Origin of the sequence: Flavobacterium hydrophilum, assembly GCF_003202405.1 — a bacterium.
Classification (GTDB): Bacteria; Bacteroidota; Bacteroidia; order Flavobacteriales; family Flavobacteriaceae; genus Flavobacterium; species Flavobacterium hydrophilum.
On record NZ_QJHL01000008.1, the window covers coordinates 84,839 to 104,429 of the forward strand.

Annotated in this window: 11 protein-coding genes; 4 read left to right on the top strand and 7 right to left on the bottom strand. The window is 34.4% G+C overall.

Annotation, left to right across the window (positions count from 1 at the left end):
• Window positions 1-235 precede the first annotated feature (235 nt).
• Genes DMB68_RS22185 through DMB68_RS22215 form a run of 7 tightly spaced genes read right to left on the bottom strand, consistent with a single transcriptional unit; the run spans window position 236 to window position 15,460 of the window.
• Entirely contained in the window at window positions 236-1,981 is a 1,746-nt protein-coding gene (locus DMB68_RS22185; protein WP_110348815.1) for a RagB/SusD family nutrient uptake outer membrane protein, read from the bottom strand.
• Window positions 1,982-2,011: 30 nt separating this feature from the next.
• Window positions 2,012-5,191: a SusC/RagA family TonB-linked outer membrane protein gene (locus tag DMB68_RS22190; protein WP_110348816.1), complete on the bottom strand. Its 3,180-nt coding sequence runs from the start codon at window positions 5,189-5,191 to the stop codon at window positions 2,012-2,014.
• Between the two features lie 27 nt (window positions 5,192-5,218).
• Window positions 5,219-6,688, bottom strand: coding sequence for a fasciclin domain-containing protein (locus DMB68_RS22195; protein WP_110348817.1), 1,470 nt, complete (start codon window positions 6,686-6,688; stop codon window positions 5,219-5,221).
• Between the two features lie 47 nt (window positions 6,689-6,735).
• Window positions 6,736-8,436 (bottom strand): fasciclin domain-containing protein, encoded by a 1,701-nt coding sequence (locus DMB68_RS22200; RefSeq protein ID WP_110348818.1) that lies wholly within the window; start codon window positions 8,434-8,436, stop codon window positions 6,736-6,738.
• Window positions 8,437-8,450: 14 nt separating this feature from the next.
• Window positions 8,451-9,950: a RagB/SusD family nutrient uptake outer membrane protein gene (locus tag DMB68_RS22205; protein WP_110348819.1), complete on the bottom strand. Its 1,500-nt coding sequence runs from the start codon at window positions 9,948-9,950 to the stop codon at window positions 8,451-8,453.
• A gap of 16 nt (window positions 9,951-9,966) precedes the next feature.
• Window positions 9,967-13,254, bottom strand: coding sequence for a SusC/RagA family TonB-linked outer membrane protein (locus tag DMB68_RS22210; RefSeq protein ID WP_110348820.1), 3,288 nt, complete (start codon window positions 13,252-13,254; stop codon window positions 9,967-9,969).
• A 1-nt stretch (window position 13,255) separates the two neighbouring features.
• On the bottom strand, window positions 13,256-15,460 hold the full coding sequence (locus DMB68_RS22215; RefSeq protein ID WP_110348821.1) for a fasciclin domain-containing protein: 2,205 nt from the start codon (window positions 15,458-15,460) through the stop codon (window positions 13,256-13,258).
• Window positions 15,461-15,945: 485 nt separating this feature from the next.
• On the opposite strand from DMB68_RS22215, the gene DMB68_RS22220 reads away from it, so the two are divergent.
• From DMB68_RS22220 to DMB68_RS22235, 4 genes are all read left to right on the top strand, one after another.
• Complete coding sequence (locus DMB68_RS22220) at window positions 15,946-16,701, top strand: LuxR C-terminal-related transcriptional regulator (RefSeq protein ID WP_110348822.1); 756 nt, start codon at window positions 15,946-15,948, stop codon at window positions 16,699-16,701.
• 420 nt (window positions 16,702-17,121) lie between these two features.
• Complete coding sequence (locus tag DMB68_RS22225; RefSeq protein WP_110348859.1) at window positions 17,122-17,811, top strand: SGNH/GDSL hydrolase family protein; 690 nt, start codon at window positions 17,122-17,124, stop codon at window positions 17,809-17,811.
• A gap of 259 nt (window positions 17,812-18,070) precedes the next feature.
• Window positions 18,071-19,012, top strand: coding sequence for an ROK family protein (locus tag DMB68_RS22230; RefSeq protein ID WP_110348823.1), 942 nt, complete (start codon window positions 18,071-18,073; stop codon window positions 19,010-19,012).
• Window positions 19,013-19,043: 31 nt separating this feature from the next.
• Window positions 19,044-19,559: a cupin domain-containing protein gene (locus DMB68_RS22235; protein WP_110348824.1), complete on the top strand. Its 516-nt coding sequence runs from the start codon at window positions 19,044-19,046 to the stop codon at window positions 19,557-19,559.
• Window positions 19,560-19,591: the final 32 nt, after the last annotated feature.

Sequence of the window (19,591 nt, forward strand, 5' to 3'; positions counted from 1 at the left end):
AAAAAGATCGGATAGAGAAAGGCTAATAGGTATAAAAAAAGCGGTTGTAAATTTAGTTACAACCGCTTTTTGCTAATCTGGCTAATTCGAATATTGTATAGTAGATAGCTGTATTGTATAATCAAAATCTAAGTAGTCCATGAATCAGATTAATAGAAGTTAACGGGCTGAAACATGTTTTTATTAAAAAAATTAAAGGCTTATAAATATTAAATCTATAAGCCTTTTTAAAATTTTATTTGCTATCCCAAGTAAAGGGCAAATACCAATTATTAACATTCATTAGTTTAGAACGTACTTCATCAGCATTTGCATTTCCTTCCTTACTAAGTTTTTCGTATACTTTATCAGCTAAAAAAGCAGGGTGATTTCTGCGTAAAGAAATACGTACCAGATCTTCCCAGCGATTTCCTTCATACGCTAATTCTAATGCTGCTTCATCGATGATATTATTTTCTATAGAAATCAAAGGATCTCCAACAATTTCTGCTCTTTGAAGTCTCGCACGGCCACGAATCCCACCACCACGGTGCCAGATTGCTCTAAAAGATGGGAAATCACCCTGACGGGCATCAAAATCATATGGAAAAGGAAGTTTGGTTTGCTTAATATCTGTAGCATCTCCAGTAGCATTATTGTATCCTGCAGGGGTATAAGCTTCTTGTATACCAAAATTTAAAAGGGCATCAGCAATTTTATGTTGATTATCTCTGTTGGCTGCTTCTGCATAACGTAAATGCAATTTGGCTGCACGATACAAAAACCAGTCACCATCTGTTTTAAAGGTATTGGCTGCAGCTTCATATTTATAAATATATTTCATGATTACAGGTTCTCCGCCTACCATTTTATAAGTAAATTTTTGCCCACGCGCATCGTAAGGGAAACCATTGCTTTGTGTGTTGCTTTGCCAAAGATCTATTGCTCGCTTAGATGGTTTTGCTAAGTATTTTCCGCTTGTTTTTGAAAAAATTTCAATAAATGGATTTTTAGGAGCAAAATCACTATCAAAAGGTAATGACCAAACCCATTCTGTGTTCCATAATACATCTCTGTCTCTCCCAAAAATGGATCTCCAGCCCTGTGTATTGTTATCTACCAATGTTGTAGCGTCCTGTTCGTAATATCTTAAATAACCTACCGCTAAGTCATTATTTGTAACAACTTCAGCATATTTAATTCTATACATGTCAACATCATTTCTTGGAGTACCTGTTTCCATTACATTTTTGTAATGCATGGCCGCCTGCAAATAATTCCCTTTCCAAAGTTGTAAGTCGCCCAATAAACATTCTTTATTGATAAAAAACTTCTCTGTATTATAACCGTCCACAGTTACTAATAAGCTGCTTCCTGCTTCGTATATTTTTTTATACTTCAGCCCTTCAGTAAACGTAACCAGTTCATCCAGAAGCTGATTAAAAGAAAGTCTTGGGAATTTATTAATATTCTTAACATCTTCTATGTTTGCCAAAGGTTCCGTGATGTAAGGCACAGTACCATATTGAATTCCTAGTTGCAAATAAATCCAGGAACGGATACAGGCAACATCTGCATAGCGCTGTTCGTATTGTGATTGCGTAAATTTCTTTTCGGCAACCATAATATCGAAATTTTTAAGAGCGTCATTACAGTTTTGAATTACCAGATAGAAGTCTTTTGGACTTACATATGGGTTTTCTGCCGAAACATTTTGTTCTGAAAGTTCTTTTAAATAAGGATCAGAATTATTGGTTGTTGTCATCAAATCTGCACGCATTTCGTTAAGGATAACGTACTTCTTTGCAAGCCCCATAAATTTTCCATAAATCCCAATAACAGCAGCATCGGCATCATATACATTGCGGTACATTTGCTCTTCAGCTACTTTATCCTGAGGCTCTACATCCAGATATTGCTCACAAGAGCCAAGGCTCAGTAACAGCACTGAAACCCATAAAATGGCCTTGGTCGATTTTTTTGTTCTTATTGTTGTTGTCATTGGTCTTTTCTGTATGTTGTAATAATAATTTTAAAGTCCTAAGCGTAATCCAAGCTGATAGTTTGTAAACTGAGGAACCAAACCAATATCTGCTCCCTGTCCAAAAATAGATGAGGTAGCACTGAATTCAGGATCATATCCAAGATATTTGGTGAAAGTAACTAAATTGTTGGCTGTAGCGTACAGTTGAATATATTTAAGATACTTGCTATTCATCGGAATATTATATCCTAATACTAACGTTTTTAATCTTAAGTAAGAACCATCTTCAATCCATCTGTCTGAAAATTCAGAGTTGCCCATTGGATCTCCCCAGACCGCTTTTGGCATATCTGTTTGCTGGCCTTCGGCTCTCCATCTGTTTGCAACAGCAATACTTTGATTTTCATATCCGCTCATTTTTTCAAGATTGTAACGTACGCCATTATAAAGATCATTACCAACAGAGAAATTAAACAAAGCCTGAAGGCTAAATCGCTTGTATGTAAAATTTGTACTGAAACTTCCTAGTACATCAGGATTCGGGTTTCCGATAACCATACGGTCTTTGTCGTCAATTACTTTGTCTCCGTTAACATCTGTAAAACGCATGTCTCCACCGGCAAAAGGAACTAAGCTGCCATTTGTTAAGCGTCTTGATAATCCTTCAGCATTAGCTTCAGCAGTTGTACTGTACACACCATTACTATTTAATCCGTAAAATAAATTGGCATCTTTGCCTACAGAAGTCAAGTAAGTAGCTCCGCCAAATTGCGTAAGAATATCTCCGCTTGGTAAACTTTCTACTTTATTTTTATAATGGCTTAAATTAAGTCCAAAGTCAAAAGCAAAGTCTTTAGTGTTGATAACACGGGCATTCAAAGCAAGTTCAGTTCCATAAGTACGCATTGCACCACCGTTGGTAACTACATAATCAAATCCGCTTTCAGCAGCGATTGTTTCATAGGTAATCATGTTGGATGTTTTATTAAGATAATAATCCACAGAAAGATTGATACGTTCTTTGAACAAACCTAAATCCACACCTAAATTCTTTTTTAAAACGGTTTCCCATTGCAAATCAGGGTTTCCAATATTACCACGAACCAAACCTTGCATTCCCAATAAATTTTGAGAAACATAATACGTTTGAGCCGTATAATTACCAATATCATCGTTTCCGCTTGTACCGACACCAACTCTAAGTTTAAGGTAATCGATGTCTTTTATATCTTTCATGAAATTTTCTGAAGATACTAACCAGGCACCCGAAATTGAAGTCATCAATGCATATTTACTTTTTCCTGTTGCTGCATCATCTCCAAATCGGCTTGACCCATCTACAGCATAACTTGCGGTTAGAAAATATTTATTACGGAAATTATAGTTTCCATTAGCATACATATTCATCCAGTTCGATTCGCCCAATGCTCCTCCAACCTGACGTAACAAATTTGAACCAGCTCCTACACTTGTAAAATCATCCGTAGAAGAATTATATCCTAAACCTAAATCACTTTCTGTTTTATTAGTTTGAGCCCTGAATCCAAAACGAACATCTAAATTATGATCATTATTAAAGTTTTTCAAATAACTGGCAAAAGTATCCGTGTAAAGGCCATTATAAATCTGAACTTCGCTTCCTGACTGGTTTTTACCAATAGCAGTAGGCAAGATAAGATCTGCAACTCCCAAATCCGGAAGAAAAAATGATTCTCTTTCCTTATTATAATTCAAACCTACTACTGAAGTAATATTCCATGCTTTGTTTAGGGCATAGTTGAATTTTAAGTTACCAAAAAAGCGGTAGTTATTGTTCTTAGCAAATCCATTTGACAGAATAGCATTGGGATTACTAACATTAAAATAATCTGTATCGGCAAAATTTGGTGAAACTTCTCCGGCATCGCTAACATCATTATAAGTTACAAGAGGAGATTTTGTCAATGCTAAATATAATGGGCTTGTTTTATAAGCTAAACCTTGATTCCACTGATTTTGCTGATTGTCAATAAAAGAAAGATTAGCGTCTACAGTTAATTTTTCTGTTAATCGTAAGGCAGCATTTAAACGAACGCTATAACGTTTTGAATCTGTACCTTTAATAACTCCCTGGCTGTCTAAGTAACCTACAGACAAACCAAACTTTGCGATATCGTCACCTCCACGAACTTTTAGGAAGTAATTTTGATTATAACTAGAGTTAAAAACCTGATCCTGCCAATTGGTCTGGTTATGATATTTATAATATCCAACAGAACCAACCTGATCATTCATGTATGGTAAAGCGGCAATTTGTTCCTGAGATAGTCCACGGCTTGATTCTAACTGAGAAATGTGAGTACGATAGGCATCTGCACCAAGCAAAGGCAGTTCATCCGGAGTTTGATTAACCCCACCGTACATAGTGAAATCAATTTTAGTTGATAACTCACTGGCACGGGTAGTGGTAATATTTATTACTCCATTCGCTCCTTTGGTTCCGTACAACGAAGTACCATCTTTAATAATAGTAACATCTTCAATATCTTTAACATCAATATTTGTTAGAGGAGAAGAGCTGTTGTTTTGTATAATTCCGGAACCGTAATCCTCATCATCATAAATCATTCCGTCTACCACAATTAAAGGTCGGTTACTTGCATATAAAGAATTAAAACCTCTTAAAGCCAGATAACTTCCGGCGTTGGGGGCACCGGAGTTTCTGATACTGGTTAATCCTGCTGCTCTGCCCTGAAGAAACCCAGCTACAGATTCGGTTACAGAACTTGACCATTGATCTTTTTCGAAGTCAACTACACTGGCAGCATTTGTATTATTATACTGCATGAGATTACCGGATGGTAAATTAGCAATTTGATAAGCAGGGGAGTAGTTGGCTCCATGAAGCACTATTTCTAAACCTGATTTTCTGTTTTTAACAGGATAAACTTTAGTTTGAAAATCCTGACCACTTATGGTAAGAAGTGCTCCTAAATTGGGTACTGTAATTTCAAAACTACCGTCATCTTCTGTAATAGCTGCCGAAAATCCTTCAACAGCGATATTAATTCCTGATAGAGGTGCTTTAGTTTTTGCGCTTTTAACAACACCCTGTACTAAAATTCCCTGTATTTTTTTCTGAGGAACTGTTGCAGTTGAGTCCTCAGCAGCCTGTGCATATAATTGCGAATCAAAGCTACCGGCAACAAAGAGGCTTACAAGGCAGGTTAGTTTTATAATTTTTAACATAATTAATTTTTTATAAAATATTAATTTTTAAGGAAGGTCAGGGACAAATTTTAAATAATCAAGAGTAAGGGCACTGGTTGCTTTTGAACCGCCTATAAGGGAAATCAAACCACTATAGCCTGCGTTAGTATATTGAAAATCCCCAATATAAACCTCTTCATAATAATTAAGCGGTACTATTACAATTGGGAACGTTTTCGTAATGTTTTCAACAGGGAATCCAGTAATAGTTGTGTTGATTTTTCCGCCAATAGCCAATTGCTGTTCAAAAAGATTGGCTGTTCTGTCGTTTATGGCTCTCCAATAGATTTTATATTTTACACTAAACATGTCATTTGCCTGATAAAACAGGGTAAACTTAGTCAGGTTAGGAAGTTCTACCATAAGGTCATTGTAAAGACCATCTGGGTAAAGTGGACTAGTTGGTCCTTTTTTATCACGATAAAGCATTCTGCTTCGAACTCCATAATATCCCCAATTCTTTTCTCCTTGTATGATGGTAGTAACTAAACGTTTTTTAAGCTTAACGTCTACTTTTTTCATGATGTAAACAATCCCGTTACTCAATACAATTGGCTCGCCAACAATTTGTGTTTTGTCCACATCAAACTCAACTCCAAATCTTGATGTTAATGTAGCAGGCAGTTGATCTTTTGTATAGGCTTTCGGAAAAGCCATATCTCTTACTGTAAAATATTTTGAATAAATAGCAGTTGAATCAATAGCAGGATTATTGGACGTTTTATTCAAATAAGGTTTCATTTTGGTTACTTCGGCATCGTAACCTCCATCTTCCATTAAGAAAAGTGTATATGAATTCTTTTCGTTGTTCAGGTTGTAAACATTTTTTAAATATGAATTTGATAATGAATCCGCAAGAAATCCCGGAACGGCAGTAGATTTAGCAATAGCATCAGCATTATAAATACTAAATTCTTTCAGACTTAATAAATAATTACTCATTGCCGAAGTACCTCCTTGTGAAGTAACATATTCCCAGATATTCAGTTTTGGAGCAAGGGCTTTATTGACAATATGGAATACTCCATTGGCAGCATAATGATTTGCAGCAACTATCGTAGCATCACCAATTGTTGTACTTCCTTTGAAGGTTAAGTATTTATCACTAAGCATTTTAATTCTTTCTTCGGCAGTATTTCTTACAGATGAATAAGAACTTAATGCAATATGGTTTTCAACGAATTTTTTAAGTGCTTCCGGGTTATTTAATATGGTTGTACTAACTGCTTTCAGCGCTTCGTTTGTGGGCACAAAAACAGTGTAGGTTTTAGAAGCGGCTAATATTTTGTCATAGCCCGTTTGCGTTAGTAATTTACCAAATTCAGCTGTTTCTGATGTAGTACTGATAGCTTCATTTAGCGTCACATTTAAATTTACATCACCATTGCCTTCTTTATCATCCCACGGACTGGAACATGAAACCAATCCGATTGTGAGAATGATAAAAAGAAGTTTTTTATATTTTAATAAAGTCATTTTTACTTAATTAAGTTTGAAATTATATTTTTGAGTCAACTTTTGAATTATGGAGTTGGCGGTGTGTAAAAGCCAGGTCCTCCTGATTCAAATTGCGGATACAACTGATCCATATCTACTGGTCGAAATTCCGCCACATCAAACCAGGCCTGTGCTGAGAATGCATTATTACTTTGTAGTGTTAGCTTATGTCTTCCTGTAGTGGTAATATCTACTGTACCTACTAATCTACAATTCATTTTGGTGGTATGTGGGTAAACATGACGTTTGTAGCCTTGCGACTCTAATACTCTTGCTTCTATACTGCTGAATTTGTTCCCGTTTTCCAGCATATTTATTTGTCGGGACATTTCTACTCCGTCAACAAACACTTTTACAAGCCCTACTTTTGAATCCTGGCCTCTGTAAGAAATCCATAATTTATATTTTCCTTTAATGATTACTGGAGTATTAAAAGTAATATTCTGGCAATTTCCATCTCTAAAACGATTTATTTCAAGACAATCACCATGCCATCCAAAACCTACTGTTCCTCCTTTTGCCGGATCTTTGAAATAAGTTAGAACATCATTTCCATCCCAGGTAACATCCTTAAATAGAGTTTTTGCTAAAGATGTTTTAGGAGCTGCTCCAGGGATTCTGAATACAGAAGTTAACTGTCTGAATTCATTTTGATCGCAGAAATCAAAATATACAGGTGCCGGTAAACGTTTTTTGATGGCAAAATTAGCAGCAGCAAAATGCAATACCCCATTTGAAGCCGTTACATCACTTTTTTCTCGGGTAATAGCGACACCTTTTTCTAATACGCCATTAAAAACCTCTTCGTTTAATAAAATGACATCCTTATCAAGTTTTGCACTGATAACTTCAAGCGGAGCTTTAGTTACCAAAGCTGGTGATATTGCTATATCTGCTAAATATTGCAATTTTGGTAAAATACGGTAACTCACAAATAAATTCAGACTGTCTTTTGGATTTGAAGGCTCATGCAAATGGCTGTATTTTGCTTTTAATTCTTCTATGTTATTAATGCCAGCTGCTTTAAAAGCATCATTTGTCTGTGCTAAAACAGTAACATAACTATCGATATCATTTTTTGTATAATCAATAGGTTTATTGAGTTCATCATACCATCCTGTAATTTTTAACGCTTCAGTAAACAAAGATAGGTTTGTATCCTGTTCAATAGTTTTTGCTAACGTTTTATCTGCCACACGCAATACTTTGTCAATCACATGAATAACTCCGTTTCCAACTTCAACATTAGACTTAAGAATACTGGCTTGTTTATTAACTGTAGTACTGGACTGTCCATTTTTATTTGTCGCACCGGTTACTAAAAACTGGCCGTATAAACTTGGCGTGGCTATTTTTCCATCGGTAAAAGATGTGGTATTTATTGTTTGGCTTAATATATGAAGTTTAACAACATTCTGTAAATCTGCCAAAGGAACTTCCTTTAGAGAATTAGCGCCTACATCCTTTAAATACTCTTTCATAGCATCATTAGTAGGAACAAATACGGTATAAGTACCATACGTATTCATAAATGGAGCATAATTGGTAATGTCAAGGGCTTCTACAAACATAGAATATTCCGGTGCATCTCTTAAATAATCGGTGATATTAAGAGTTTCATCTGTACTTTCCTTAATCTTTTGCTCAGTGCAATTTTGAAACACTAAAGCGATCAAAAACACTAAAGTAAATCTCAAGAGGCTAGGTAATCTTAATAGTCTTTTCATGTCTTGTTGTTTTTTTATTTATAAAATGGATTTTGTACAAGTTTTTTATTGGTGTAAAGCTCGTAAGTATTAATAGGCAAATAGTGGCTATTTGGATCTTTTAATTTTGCAACGATGGATTGCTGCTGCTCAGGAGGTGCACTCAAAAGAGCAGCATCAGTTAAAATATCTAATCTTTCGTAGTTGTTTCTTCTGGCATTACGAAGCATATCGAACCAGCGCTTGCCTTCAAATGCAAGTTCACGTGAACGTTCTGCTAATATATAATCTATAACTTCTTTTTTGTTATCAGTACCAATTGACTCAGCAGTCTGGTCGATTGCATCATGCTGTAATCTGACATATTCAATAATTGCGAGTGCCTCTGATCCTCTGTTCAATTCAGCAAGTGCTTCAGCCTGCAATAGTAATACATCTGCATAACGATATACAAACCAATGGGTATCTGCATCCTGCAAATCTTTTCTGGTATCGTTATCTAAACCTACATATTTATAAATCTCATTTGTTCCGGGAACCAAAGCGGTACGCTCACCGCGAATATCTTTATTAGCAGGATTTTCAAAGTCAACACCAAATACATCTTCTAAAACAGTTGCTGAAGCCAAAAACTGTGGCCTGAAAGTAAGGAAACCGTAAAATGGGCCTAAATTTGTTTTAGTATATTGGAATTCAAAAATGCTTTCAATTGAATTTCCTTTTGCAAAAACAGTATTAAACCAGATATTGTTTGAAGCTTCAATTAAACCAAATTTACCGGATTTGACTACTTTGTCAGCTGCATCAAAAGCTTCCTGAAAATTATCATTCCACAGGTAAACATCTGCCAGCATCGCATTAATACTATACACTGTAATGCGCCCTTTGTCAGATGCAATATCACCATAACTCTCAACAGCGTATCCTTCAGCTAATTTTAGGTCTTTGATTACCTGGGCAAAAACCTCTTTTTGAGGAGTAACAGGCAATTGAAAATTATCCTCATCAGTAAGTGTTGCTGTTAATTTTAAAGGAACATCTTTAAAAGTACGTGCCAATGTAAAATACAAATAAGCTCTTATTGCCAAAGCTTCAGAAAGAAAATGATTGAGCTGAACCTGAGTTAATGTTGGATCATTTTTCAGAACTGTAGGTGCAAGATCAATTATGGTATTGCAATAATTGATGGTTCTGTAAAAGATAGCCCAATTTGTCAAATCATTGGATGCCATAATATTCGAGTTCATAATGTCTCTTTGATCCTCCGTAACATTCGGACCCGGGGCAATCATATCGCCTCTTAATTCTCCGTGCATAAATAAATATTGAGGCATTGACAAATCACCTACTCCCGGAGGTGAATTTAACAGAGAAGAATACATACCAATAACAGCGGCCTGAATGTCTTCTTTGGTTTTCCAAAATTCTTCACGGATAATTCCGTCCTGCGGACGTAAATCTAAGTAATCATCACATGATGTTACAGAGATAAACAGGGTGAAGATGGCGAAAATGGTTTTTATTTTAGTTTGCATAATTCAAATTTTATTATTAGAAACGGACAGAAGCTCCTACTGTAATACGTTTTGTTGGCGGAGTGCTGGATTTGTCGGCTGCGATAGCAAATGGATCGCCAGACTTCATAGTTACCTCAGGATCCTGACCTTTATAGTTGGTAAATGTGATTAGGTTATCTGCGGTTATGTAACAGCTTAAGTCTCCCAGTCTTAATTTTTTTATTAAATTTTTGCTGAAAGTATAACTGAAAGTAACTGAACGAAGACGGGCAAAAGAAGCATCTTCAACATAACGATCAGAACCTAACCAGTTGTAACCCGCTCCATAAACTGCTCTTGGCATATCGGTTACGTCACCCGGGTTGCGCCATCTTGATAAAACAGCCGTACTCTGGTTGCTGTATCCATACATGTTAGTGGTTTTCATATCAGTATCATTCACGACTTCATACCCTACTCTGTATGTAAAATAAAGCAATAGTCTGAATTGGTTATTAAAAGTTACTGTAGGTCCAAAACCACCTGAGAATTTAGGATTACTATTTCCTAAATATACAACATCACGGCTATCGATATTTCCATCATGGTTGACATCTTCGTACATGGCATCTCCGGGTTGGAATACATAATTTGTAATTGGATAATTGAAACGCATAAAAACGTCTTGTCCGTTAGGACCTACAATAGTATTACCACTGGCATCTTTAGCTTTAGTCGCATTTAGATCAGTATATACTCCTTTAAAACGGTATCCGTAAAATGATCCAAAAGGATTGCCAACCTGAAGAAAACGCTTATATTCTCCATTTTTGTCTGTATTTCCACTTTCACTTGGATAATATTCAGAGATTTCTTTAACCGTATTTTCATTGCTTGAAACGTTAAAATTGAAATCAATTTTCCATTTATTAGATTTGAGAGGAGTGGTGTTAAGTGCTATTTCAAATCCTTTGTTTTGTAATGTTCCTACGTTTTGATCTACACTATTGTAACCTGAAACACTGCTTAGTTGAAGATTGTCAAAAATAAGATCTTTGGTAATGTTTCTATACAAATCTACATCTAGATTAATACGGCCTTTAAATAATTGCAGGTTGAAACCTAAGTTTGTACCTTGTAATGTTTCCCAACGAAGATTACTCAATTCGATATTGGAAGGAAAAACGCCATTAAGACCTAAATACTGAGTTGTGAAATTCGAATACGTGTTGAAATAAGTATAATCAGCTTTTGGGGCTCTTCCGGATTCTCCGTAACTTGCCCTGATACTCAAATCGTCAAGAAATGAAATGTTTTTCATGAATGATTCTCCTGAAACTCTCCAACGACCGGATATTGAAGGGAAAAAACCATACCTGTTTTCCGGCCCAAATTTAGAACTTCCGTCTCCACGTACCCCTACATTAAGGATGTAACGATCCAGTAAACCGTATTGTACACTCATTAATGCACCAACAGTTCTGGCCTGACCATTACTGGTATATAAAAATAAATCAGAGTTTTGAGTTCTTGACGGAACTGATGGGTCTGTTAATACAGATGAAGCGGTATTGGAGGTCATTGACCTGTGAGTCGTGTACATGAAATCATTGGTTTGCAATGATAATAATGTTTGTAAAGTTTGTTTTTCTCCAATATTTGGCGTCCAGATAAAGTTTGTTTTGGTTACAATATTAGACTCATCGCTATCAGCATCAGATGCTCTGTTTACAGCTGTTTCAGTAAAAGGGCGTCCTGTTGCATTTTGTGGTAAAAATGCTTTGGATTTTGTGCTTTTATAATCAAATTGTAAATCGAAAGTCGAAATAAATATTTTAGGTATAATATCCACATTCACATTAAAATGCGGAGTTATACGGTCCTGCACCTGATCATTCATAGCATATTCAGCCATTGCAAGTGGATTATAGGTACCTGAATAAGTCCCCTGAATATTAAATGCCGGCGAAAAATAATTTGGTGTAAGATTTCCCATTTCGTCATATTCATAAATGCTCATATTTGGCATTTTAGTGAAGGCAACAGCACGCAAACGGTCACCATCCTTATCATCAAAACTATTTACATAGTTACGTTGCGTTTTAGTATGAGTATAAGCGATATCGGTTCTGAATTTAATACGGTCAGAAACGATATAATCCAAATTTAATCTGGCATTTAATCTTTCCAGACCTGTTCCTACGGTTACTCCCTTTTGTGTGTAGTAACCAACAGAACTAAAATATCGGGCTTTTTCTCCACCTCCCTGTAGAGAAAGGTTGTGTTCATGTGTTATACCTGTTTGTGAAATAGCACCTACCCAGTCTGTATTTTGCCCGTAATTCTTATAATTGTAAACATCTATAGGATCATACTGAAATTCTTTAACAAGCCAGGTATTCAACGGAATTCCGTTTCTGTTCATAACTGCTTCAGGAATCAGTTGAGAATACTGATCTCCACTTAACATTGGAATAGTAGAAGGCAATTTAGAAATCGTTGATTTATAGGTGTAAGAAATTTTAGGAGCACTTACTCCTCCACGTTTAGTAGTAATTAATAAAACCCCACTGGCAGCACGTGAACCCCACATTGCAGTAGCAGCAGCATCTTTTAAAACGGTGATGCTTTCAATATCTGTAGGAGCAATATTTAATAAAGCAGAGTAACTTTCAGAATCTGCAGTACCAAAATTAAAATCATCCGGTACAGATGTTTCATATGGCATTCCATCCACTACAATTAAAGGATCTGAAGAACCAGAAATAGAAGAAGTCCCTCTAATTCTGATTTGCATTCCTGCCCCCGGATCACCGCTGGTAGATGTAATGTCTACACCGGCCAGACGTCCTTGTAAAGCTTCATCAATAGTAGGAGCCTGAGTGTAAGCTAAGTCTGCAGCATTTATAGAGACAGAACTGGTAGTCCTGTTTCTGTCATCAATTTTCATTAAACCGTTATCAGATTTTTTTGTACTGGTAACCACTACCTCGGTAAGTGATTCTACAGTAGAAACAAGTGCAATTTTAATTGATTCTCTGCCTTTAATTTCAATGCGTTGGGATTTGTATCCTATTGTTGAAATAAATAGTTTATTGTTTGGATCTTTAACACGTATGGCAAAATTTCCATCGATATCTGTTATTGCACCGGAAACAGTACGATTTTCAGAATCCTGCTCTGCAATTGTTGCTCCGGGAATACTTAGTTTATCACTTGAGTCAATAACCTGACCACGAACTAAAAAAGTTTTATTTCCTTGTTGTGCCAAAGCTGGAAAAGCAGTCAGTAAAACCAAGGCAAAAGTAAAACTGTAAAATATATTTGTAATTTTGTGTCTCATTTTATTGTTGATATGTAAGATAGTTATCTACTAAATGAATTAAAGATCTGTCTGCCAAATTATTACTTTGTGCGGGTACGTAGTGAGCCCAGTTTAAATAAGAATCTCTGAAGGATAAAGTACCAGGGGTGCTCTCAACCAACACATAGATTTTTTCGCCAAAATTATCTTTTCTTTGAGTTTCAAACTCCCCCGTTGTCAATCCGTCATTAGAAGCTATTTTATTTACTAAAATGTGTGCACGAATAAAGTCTATAACCTTATCCTTATCACTTTGAATTGCTGGAGTAACAGAGGAAGGCAAAGCACCTTTTGTTACTGCCTTTGCAATTGCAGCATTATTAGGAATTATAAAAGTGTAAGACGTTCCTAAATCAACTCCCTGAATTTTACCTGTAACAGGATCGTATATAGTAGAGTTTTTGAGATAATCAAAGAAAGAAAGGTACTGGGAATTAGCCGTTTCAGATAAACGTTTTATTTTTAGTCCCTGCATCTCTTCACTATATTGAAGTAAATTATCAACATAGTAGGTTCTTCCATTTTGCTGGTCTTCGTGACCAAGAATTCCAACTGGTGTACCGCCTGTTACTTCATTTCCTGCCGCATATAATTTATTATTGCTCCATTTGATGTATTCACCCGGAAGATCCATATCTCCTGAACGAATAATACCTGAGCCGGACAAATCGTTTAATTCTCCGTTTGGAGTTAGCACTATTCCATTATACAGAATGCGTAATAAGCGAGCCCTTGCAAGACCACTTGCAATAGATGAACCTCCAACTGCGGGATTAATATAAGTCCATGATGAAAGTGTAGCATTGTATCCAAATCCCATTTCCATAAGCTTAGCATCTGATGGTAAAAACAGGGTATATCTTGTACTGATATTACTAATCATTTCCTTTAGCCCTGATCCATCATTCATTAGCCTTGTAGCCATGGTGAATTTTGGATCTAAATATGCCGAGGTGTAAACACTGTAAAACAAATTCGATTTTTGAATTTTATTAGTGCCATAAAAAAATCCGTTACTCAGGATTTTAGCCTCAGTAATATCAGCATTAAAATTAAATCTTAGATTTTCATTCAAGGCATTGCTATTAGCTGGTCCTTTTGATGGCCAAACAGCATTTTGAACCATATGAGCATTAATAAAATCGCGAAAAATGTATATAGGAAGTACATTCAGAGAAGGATAATTTTTGAGTAACACATGGTCTATAAAATCTTGTAAAGGTCCATTTTCAGGAACTAACATCGTATACAAATCACTTTGACCGTCATTATCAGCCTGTTTTAAATAATTCTCATTATTTGGAGAAAATGACAAAGTAGGATCGTAAAATTTAATGTAAACATTATCTGATTTTCCAGTGTAATTACGATATGTGTTTGTAACATCCTGATTAAAGTAGTAAGAAACCAGTCCATGATCTTCCAGCAATTCGCGAAACTTACTATATTTTGGGTTTTGCTCTAAATATTGCTCAAGTGTTGGTAAGGGAAGATTTACTTTATTAACTTCATGAATAATTCCATTTTCAGCAACAATATCAGCCTCGGTAACTTTAGAATCCAAAACATTAAATCCGGAGTATTGCGCATTAGGATAGAAATAATTAAAATCGACAGCACTTAAGCTTTTTGCTGCGAAATGCTCATCTGTAAAATAACTGATATATTTATTGTTGTTGTCTCCAATAGCATAAGCTCCATTACGATTGGCACCTACGATCACTTTAGATTCTCCTTTAATTGTTTTAGTTACAAATCCGTCATAATATGCCGTTCTTCTTCTAAAAGCATTGTCAATTACCCATCCCGTCCCGGATTGGTAGTCAGAAAGTTGCTCAGTACGGAAAGCATTGTATATAAGGGCATATCTAACAATTTTTGCCGCAGTTTCAGCATCAATTTTATTTACATCTGTGATACCTTGTTCCTGAAAATACTTATTGAAAGCCTCGTCATTAGGAGCCATCATAGTCCAATAACCGGCTTTGCCTAAAATATCTTTGTATCCGGCTTTTTCTATTAAAACCAGAAGATTTTTAAAATTTCCAAGAGCTTCAAGTCGTTGGTAAATAGGAGGTTCCAGAGTGTCTGGTCGCTCATAGTAATCATCATATGCATCCTTGCTGCAGCTTGACAGAAGGATTAAAAATGAAAAGACAAGTAATTGGTGTATTTTTTTCTTCATTCCTGGTTAGTTTAATATAATTGAAAGGCTAGTTAGTTTTAACTTTTTTTTAGTAAATACCGATATGCCAAACCTAAAGTGTTCTGCTGCTAATTCTATCCTGCACTATCCTGTTTTTTTTTATATGTGTTTTTTTTAGCAGAATTAAATATTAATACCATAATCTCTGTGTTAATATTTTGTAAATATGTAAAATCAGTATTTATAAGGGTTTGCATTATAATTTATGTGATTTTTAACGGTAACAGGCTCTTGAAAAAAAAGAAGTTATTTTTGAAAAAAACGTCAAAAAGAGTAGCTATATCAGCATTTTATGAAAAATATTGAGCTTTTTTTAGAAGAAAATAAATACTAAAATCATACGTAGTTTTATTGAAAAAGTGAATTAATTTTCTAATAGCAAAAAGTTTAACTTAGAATATACAATATGTTTCGTTTTAACATTTTTTATGTTAAATTTGTTAACACAGTTTAATTGAATCAGAATGCTTCCAGAAATACAAAGATTACACGATGTTTGGCTGAATAACCGAACAGCTCAAACCACATCTTCAAATCAAATATCCTTTAATGATCTTACTAATTCAATTATTAGTACAGGGCCATTTTCTTTTTACATTATTGACTTTTTTGATATGTCATTGTCACATATAAGTCCTTCCATATTTGAAATGCATGGCTTTGATCCGGAAACTTTAACGTTCAATGATATATTAGGTGCCATTCATCCCGATGATATTAGTTTTGTAGTAAAGGCAGAAGCATTTTTGACTAAGTTTTTTTTCGAAAATGTAGGACGGGAAAAACTCTTAAGTTATAAAATCAGTTACAGTCACAGATGCAGAGTAAAAAGTGGCGAATATGTTTTGTATAACCATCAGGCATTAATGCTGACTATGGATGATAACGGAGGATACGGAAAATCATTAAACATTCATACCCGAATAGATCATTTAAGCAATTTTAATACCTACAAAATATCTCTTATTGGTTTAAATGGTGAACCTTCTTTTATGAATCTGAGTCTTGATGATGAAAATAAAGAAAATAAAGAATTTTCTAAAAGAGAAATTGATATTATCAAACTAATTGGAAAGGGCTTGAGTAATGCTGAAATAGCTGATGAACTTTTTATTAGTCCTTTGACGGTAAAAAAACATCGAAATAATATATTGGCTAAATCTGATTCTAAAAATACAGCAGAACTCATAAAAAACTGTATTCTGCAGGGGATTATTTAAATTTCTCCATTATGAGAACATTTGCAATTTCGAAACCTGCTTGAAATTATTAGATGTTAGCAGTATTGATGCATTGAAAATTGATTTTAATTTTATTGCATTTAAAAAAAAAGACCATCTCAGAATAAGATATTCTGAGATGGTCTTTTTTTTTAAATCTAACAACTGAAAATATTTTTAAAATATTACTTTAAATATTTTGAATACTAAATCGTTTTAGTATATTTGCCTGCTAATTGTTCGTTTTTGCTAATAAGTATGATAATTTCAAAACTTATTTATTAATTGATTTTTTAATAGTTAAATTTTGATGTACTTATCAATATCAAAACAAAAAAGCAGATAAATTTTGAAACGTTATTTCGAATTTTTCAATGTAGACAAATGCCTTTTTATTATAAATCAACCCTTATTTTTAGAATGAAAATCAAACTTTTTTTTTACCAAATCTTATTAATATTGGTTGCTTCTAATTTTTCATATGCTCAGGATTGGCCTAATTTAAATAAGTATAAACAAGAGAATGCTACAGTATCGGTTTTAAATTCTAAAGAGAATAAGAGGGTCGTTTTTATGGGGAATTCTATAACAGAAGGATGGCGGAGTAAAAGACCGGATTTTTTTAAAAACAAAAATTATATTAACAGAGGGATAAGCGGTCAGACAACACCACAAATGTTATTGCGATTTCGACAAGATGTTATTGATTTGAAACCTTCAGTAGTTGTTGTTTTAGCCGGGATAAATGATATCGCGCAAAATACAGGACCCTATTCGGTTGAAGCTACCTCGGGGAATATTTTTTCGATGTGTGAATTGGCTAAGCAAAACGGAATCAAAGTTATTATTTGTTCAGTACTTCCTGCTATAGATTTTCCCTGGAGGCCAGGTCTTGATCCATCTCAAAAAGTTATTGCTCTAAACACTATTCTTAAATCTTATGCGGCAAAACATAAATTTGAATATGTGGATTATTTTTCTGTAATGGTCAATGACAAACAAGGTTTAAAAGAAGAATTGGGTACGGATGGTGTGCATCCAAATGAAGCAGGATATGCTATTATGGAACCAATTTTACAAAAATCTATTTCAAAATTACTGAAAAAATAAACCAAAAGTTACTTTTAAAAGGAAGGTGATAATTTAAATATTTAACATTTTTTCTGATTAGCACGAGAATGGATTGATAATAGTGGAGACTGCATACGAGAATAGTATTGTTTTTTGATAATATAGTATCGAATGACAAAAGTCTTTCTTTTTAGGTTTGAATATTATTTTTAATCTAAAAATAATAAGGATTTGAATAATAAGCATAATGAATTTAATAATTGATTATAAGTTAAAATAATTAAAACGATTGAAAAAAATGTCAGTAACAATAGGTATAGATATAGGAGGGAGTCATATTAGCAGTGCAGCCGTAAGCAGTGATAATTTTAAAATAATTCCGGGAACCTATTTTAGCGGAGCTGTAGACAGTAAAGCGTCTAAAGAAATAATAATCCAAAAATGGGCTGTAATAATCAATCAAACAATAAAGGTACTTCAGGAAACTAATGAGATTTCTTCTGATGAAACGATTGGAATTGCTTTTTCAATGCCGGGCCCATTTCAGTACCAAACCGGAATTGCTATGTTTGAAGGTAATGACAAATATGAATCATTGTATAATGTTTCGGTTTCTGATGAGCTCTTGAAATATTTAAGTACCAAAGATGTTAGTTTTAGATTTTTAAATGATGCGAGCTGTTTTGGAGTAGGAGGAGCACTTCAACAAGAATCTACGGAGAATAATAAAGTGGTTGCGATTACTTTGGGGACCGGATTTGGAGCTGCTTTTTTAGATAACAAACTGCCTGTAACACAAGGAAGCAATGTACCGAATAATGGATGTTTATGGGACAAGCAATTTAAAGACAGTATTGCAGATAACTATTTTTCGACAAGATGGTTTTTAAATCAATATGAGAATATTACCGGAGAAAAATTAACCGATGGAGTAAAAGAAATTGCCAGTATCGAAAATTATTCAACAGCAAAAATATTCGATGACTTTGCAAATAATTTGAGTAACTTTTTGTCGCCCTATCTTATTGATTTTGATGCCGATTTGTTAGTAATAGGAGGGAATATCGCAAAATCATACCGTTTGTTTTTACCTAAATTGAAAGAGAATTTAAAAAATAATAATATTGATATAGCAATAAGTATTATTGAAAATACCGAAGAAACGAGTGTTTTGGGGTCAAGCTATCTTTTTAATGAGGTTTTTTGGGAAAAAATAAAAGCAGAACTGCCGACTTTTTAGATTGGCTTAATTAATTATAAAAAAAAATACAATGAATATAGAAATTTCAAATCAGGATAGTAAGGCAACAGTATTTGATAAAATCAGGAATGAAATTGAAAAATATAATTTCAACATTATAAATGAGGATCAAACCAGACCCTGGGGAGGTTTTTTTGTAATTGATGAAACTCAGGCAAGTGATTTTATTGCTAAGTTTTTTTCACACTTAAAACTTGACGATGTAAAAATTACAAACAAATTAAGCCCTAAAATATTAGTTGTAGCCCCAAACAGCAGACTTTCATGGCAATATCATTTTAGAAGATCAGAAATTTGGAAAGTTGTCACAGGTCCTGTTGGAGTGAAAATTAGTGATACTGATGTTGAAGGAGAATTAAAAACACTTGATAATGGTGATTTTATTCAAATGGATAAAGGAGAGCGCCATCGTTTAATTGGTTTAGATTCATGGGGTGTTATTGCTGAAATCTGGCAGCATACAGATGAAAACAACCCATCAGATGAGGATGACATTGTGCGTCTTCAGGATGATTTTGGCCGCTAAAACTGATTTGTTTTTTAAAGTGAAAAACACAA

What these genes read in the sequence shown, in the direction of transcription:
- DMB68_RS22215 (WP_110348821.1), bottom strand. Translation starts at nt 15,460, where the DNA reads ATGAAGAAAAAAATACACCAATTACTTGTCTTTTCATTTTTAATCCTT.
- DMB68_RS22235 (WP_110348824.1), top strand. Translation starts at nt 19,044, where the DNA reads ATGAATATAGAAATTTCAAATCAGGATAGTAAGGCAACAGTATTTGAT.
- DMB68_RS22225 (WP_110348859.1), top strand. Translation starts at nt 17,122, where the DNA reads ATGAAAATCAAACTTTTTTTTTACCAAATCTTATTAATATTGGTTGCT.
- DMB68_RS22195 (WP_110348817.1), bottom strand. Translation starts at nt 6,688, where the DNA reads ATGACTTTATTAAAATATAAAAAACTTCTTTTTATCATTCTCACAATC.
- DMB68_RS22230 (WP_110348823.1), top strand. Translation starts at nt 18,071, where the DNA reads ATGTCAGTAACAATAGGTATAGATATAGGAGGGAGTCATATTAGCAGT.
- DMB68_RS22205 (WP_110348819.1), bottom strand. Translation starts at nt 9,950, where the DNA reads ATGCAAACTAAAATAAAAACCATTTTCGCCATCTTCACCCTGTTTATC.
- DMB68_RS22210 (WP_110348820.1), bottom strand. Translation starts at nt 13,254, where the DNA reads ATGAGACACAAAATTACAAATATATTTTACAGTTTTACTTTTGCCTTG.
- DMB68_RS22200 (WP_110348818.1), bottom strand. Translation starts at nt 8,436, where the DNA reads ATGAAAAGACTATTAAGATTACCTAGCCTCTTGAGATTTACTTTAGTG.
- DMB68_RS22185 (WP_110348815.1), bottom strand. Translation starts at nt 1,981, where the DNA reads ATGACAACAACAATAAGAACAAAAAAATCGACCAAGGCCATTTTATGG.
- DMB68_RS22220 (WP_110348822.1), top strand. Translation starts at nt 15,946, where the DNA reads ATGCTTCCAGAAATACAAAGATTACACGATGTTTGGCTGAATAACCGA.
- DMB68_RS22190 (WP_110348816.1), bottom strand. Translation starts at nt 5,191, where the DNA reads ATGTTAAAAATTATAAAACTAACCTGCCTTGTAAGCCTCTTTGTTGCC.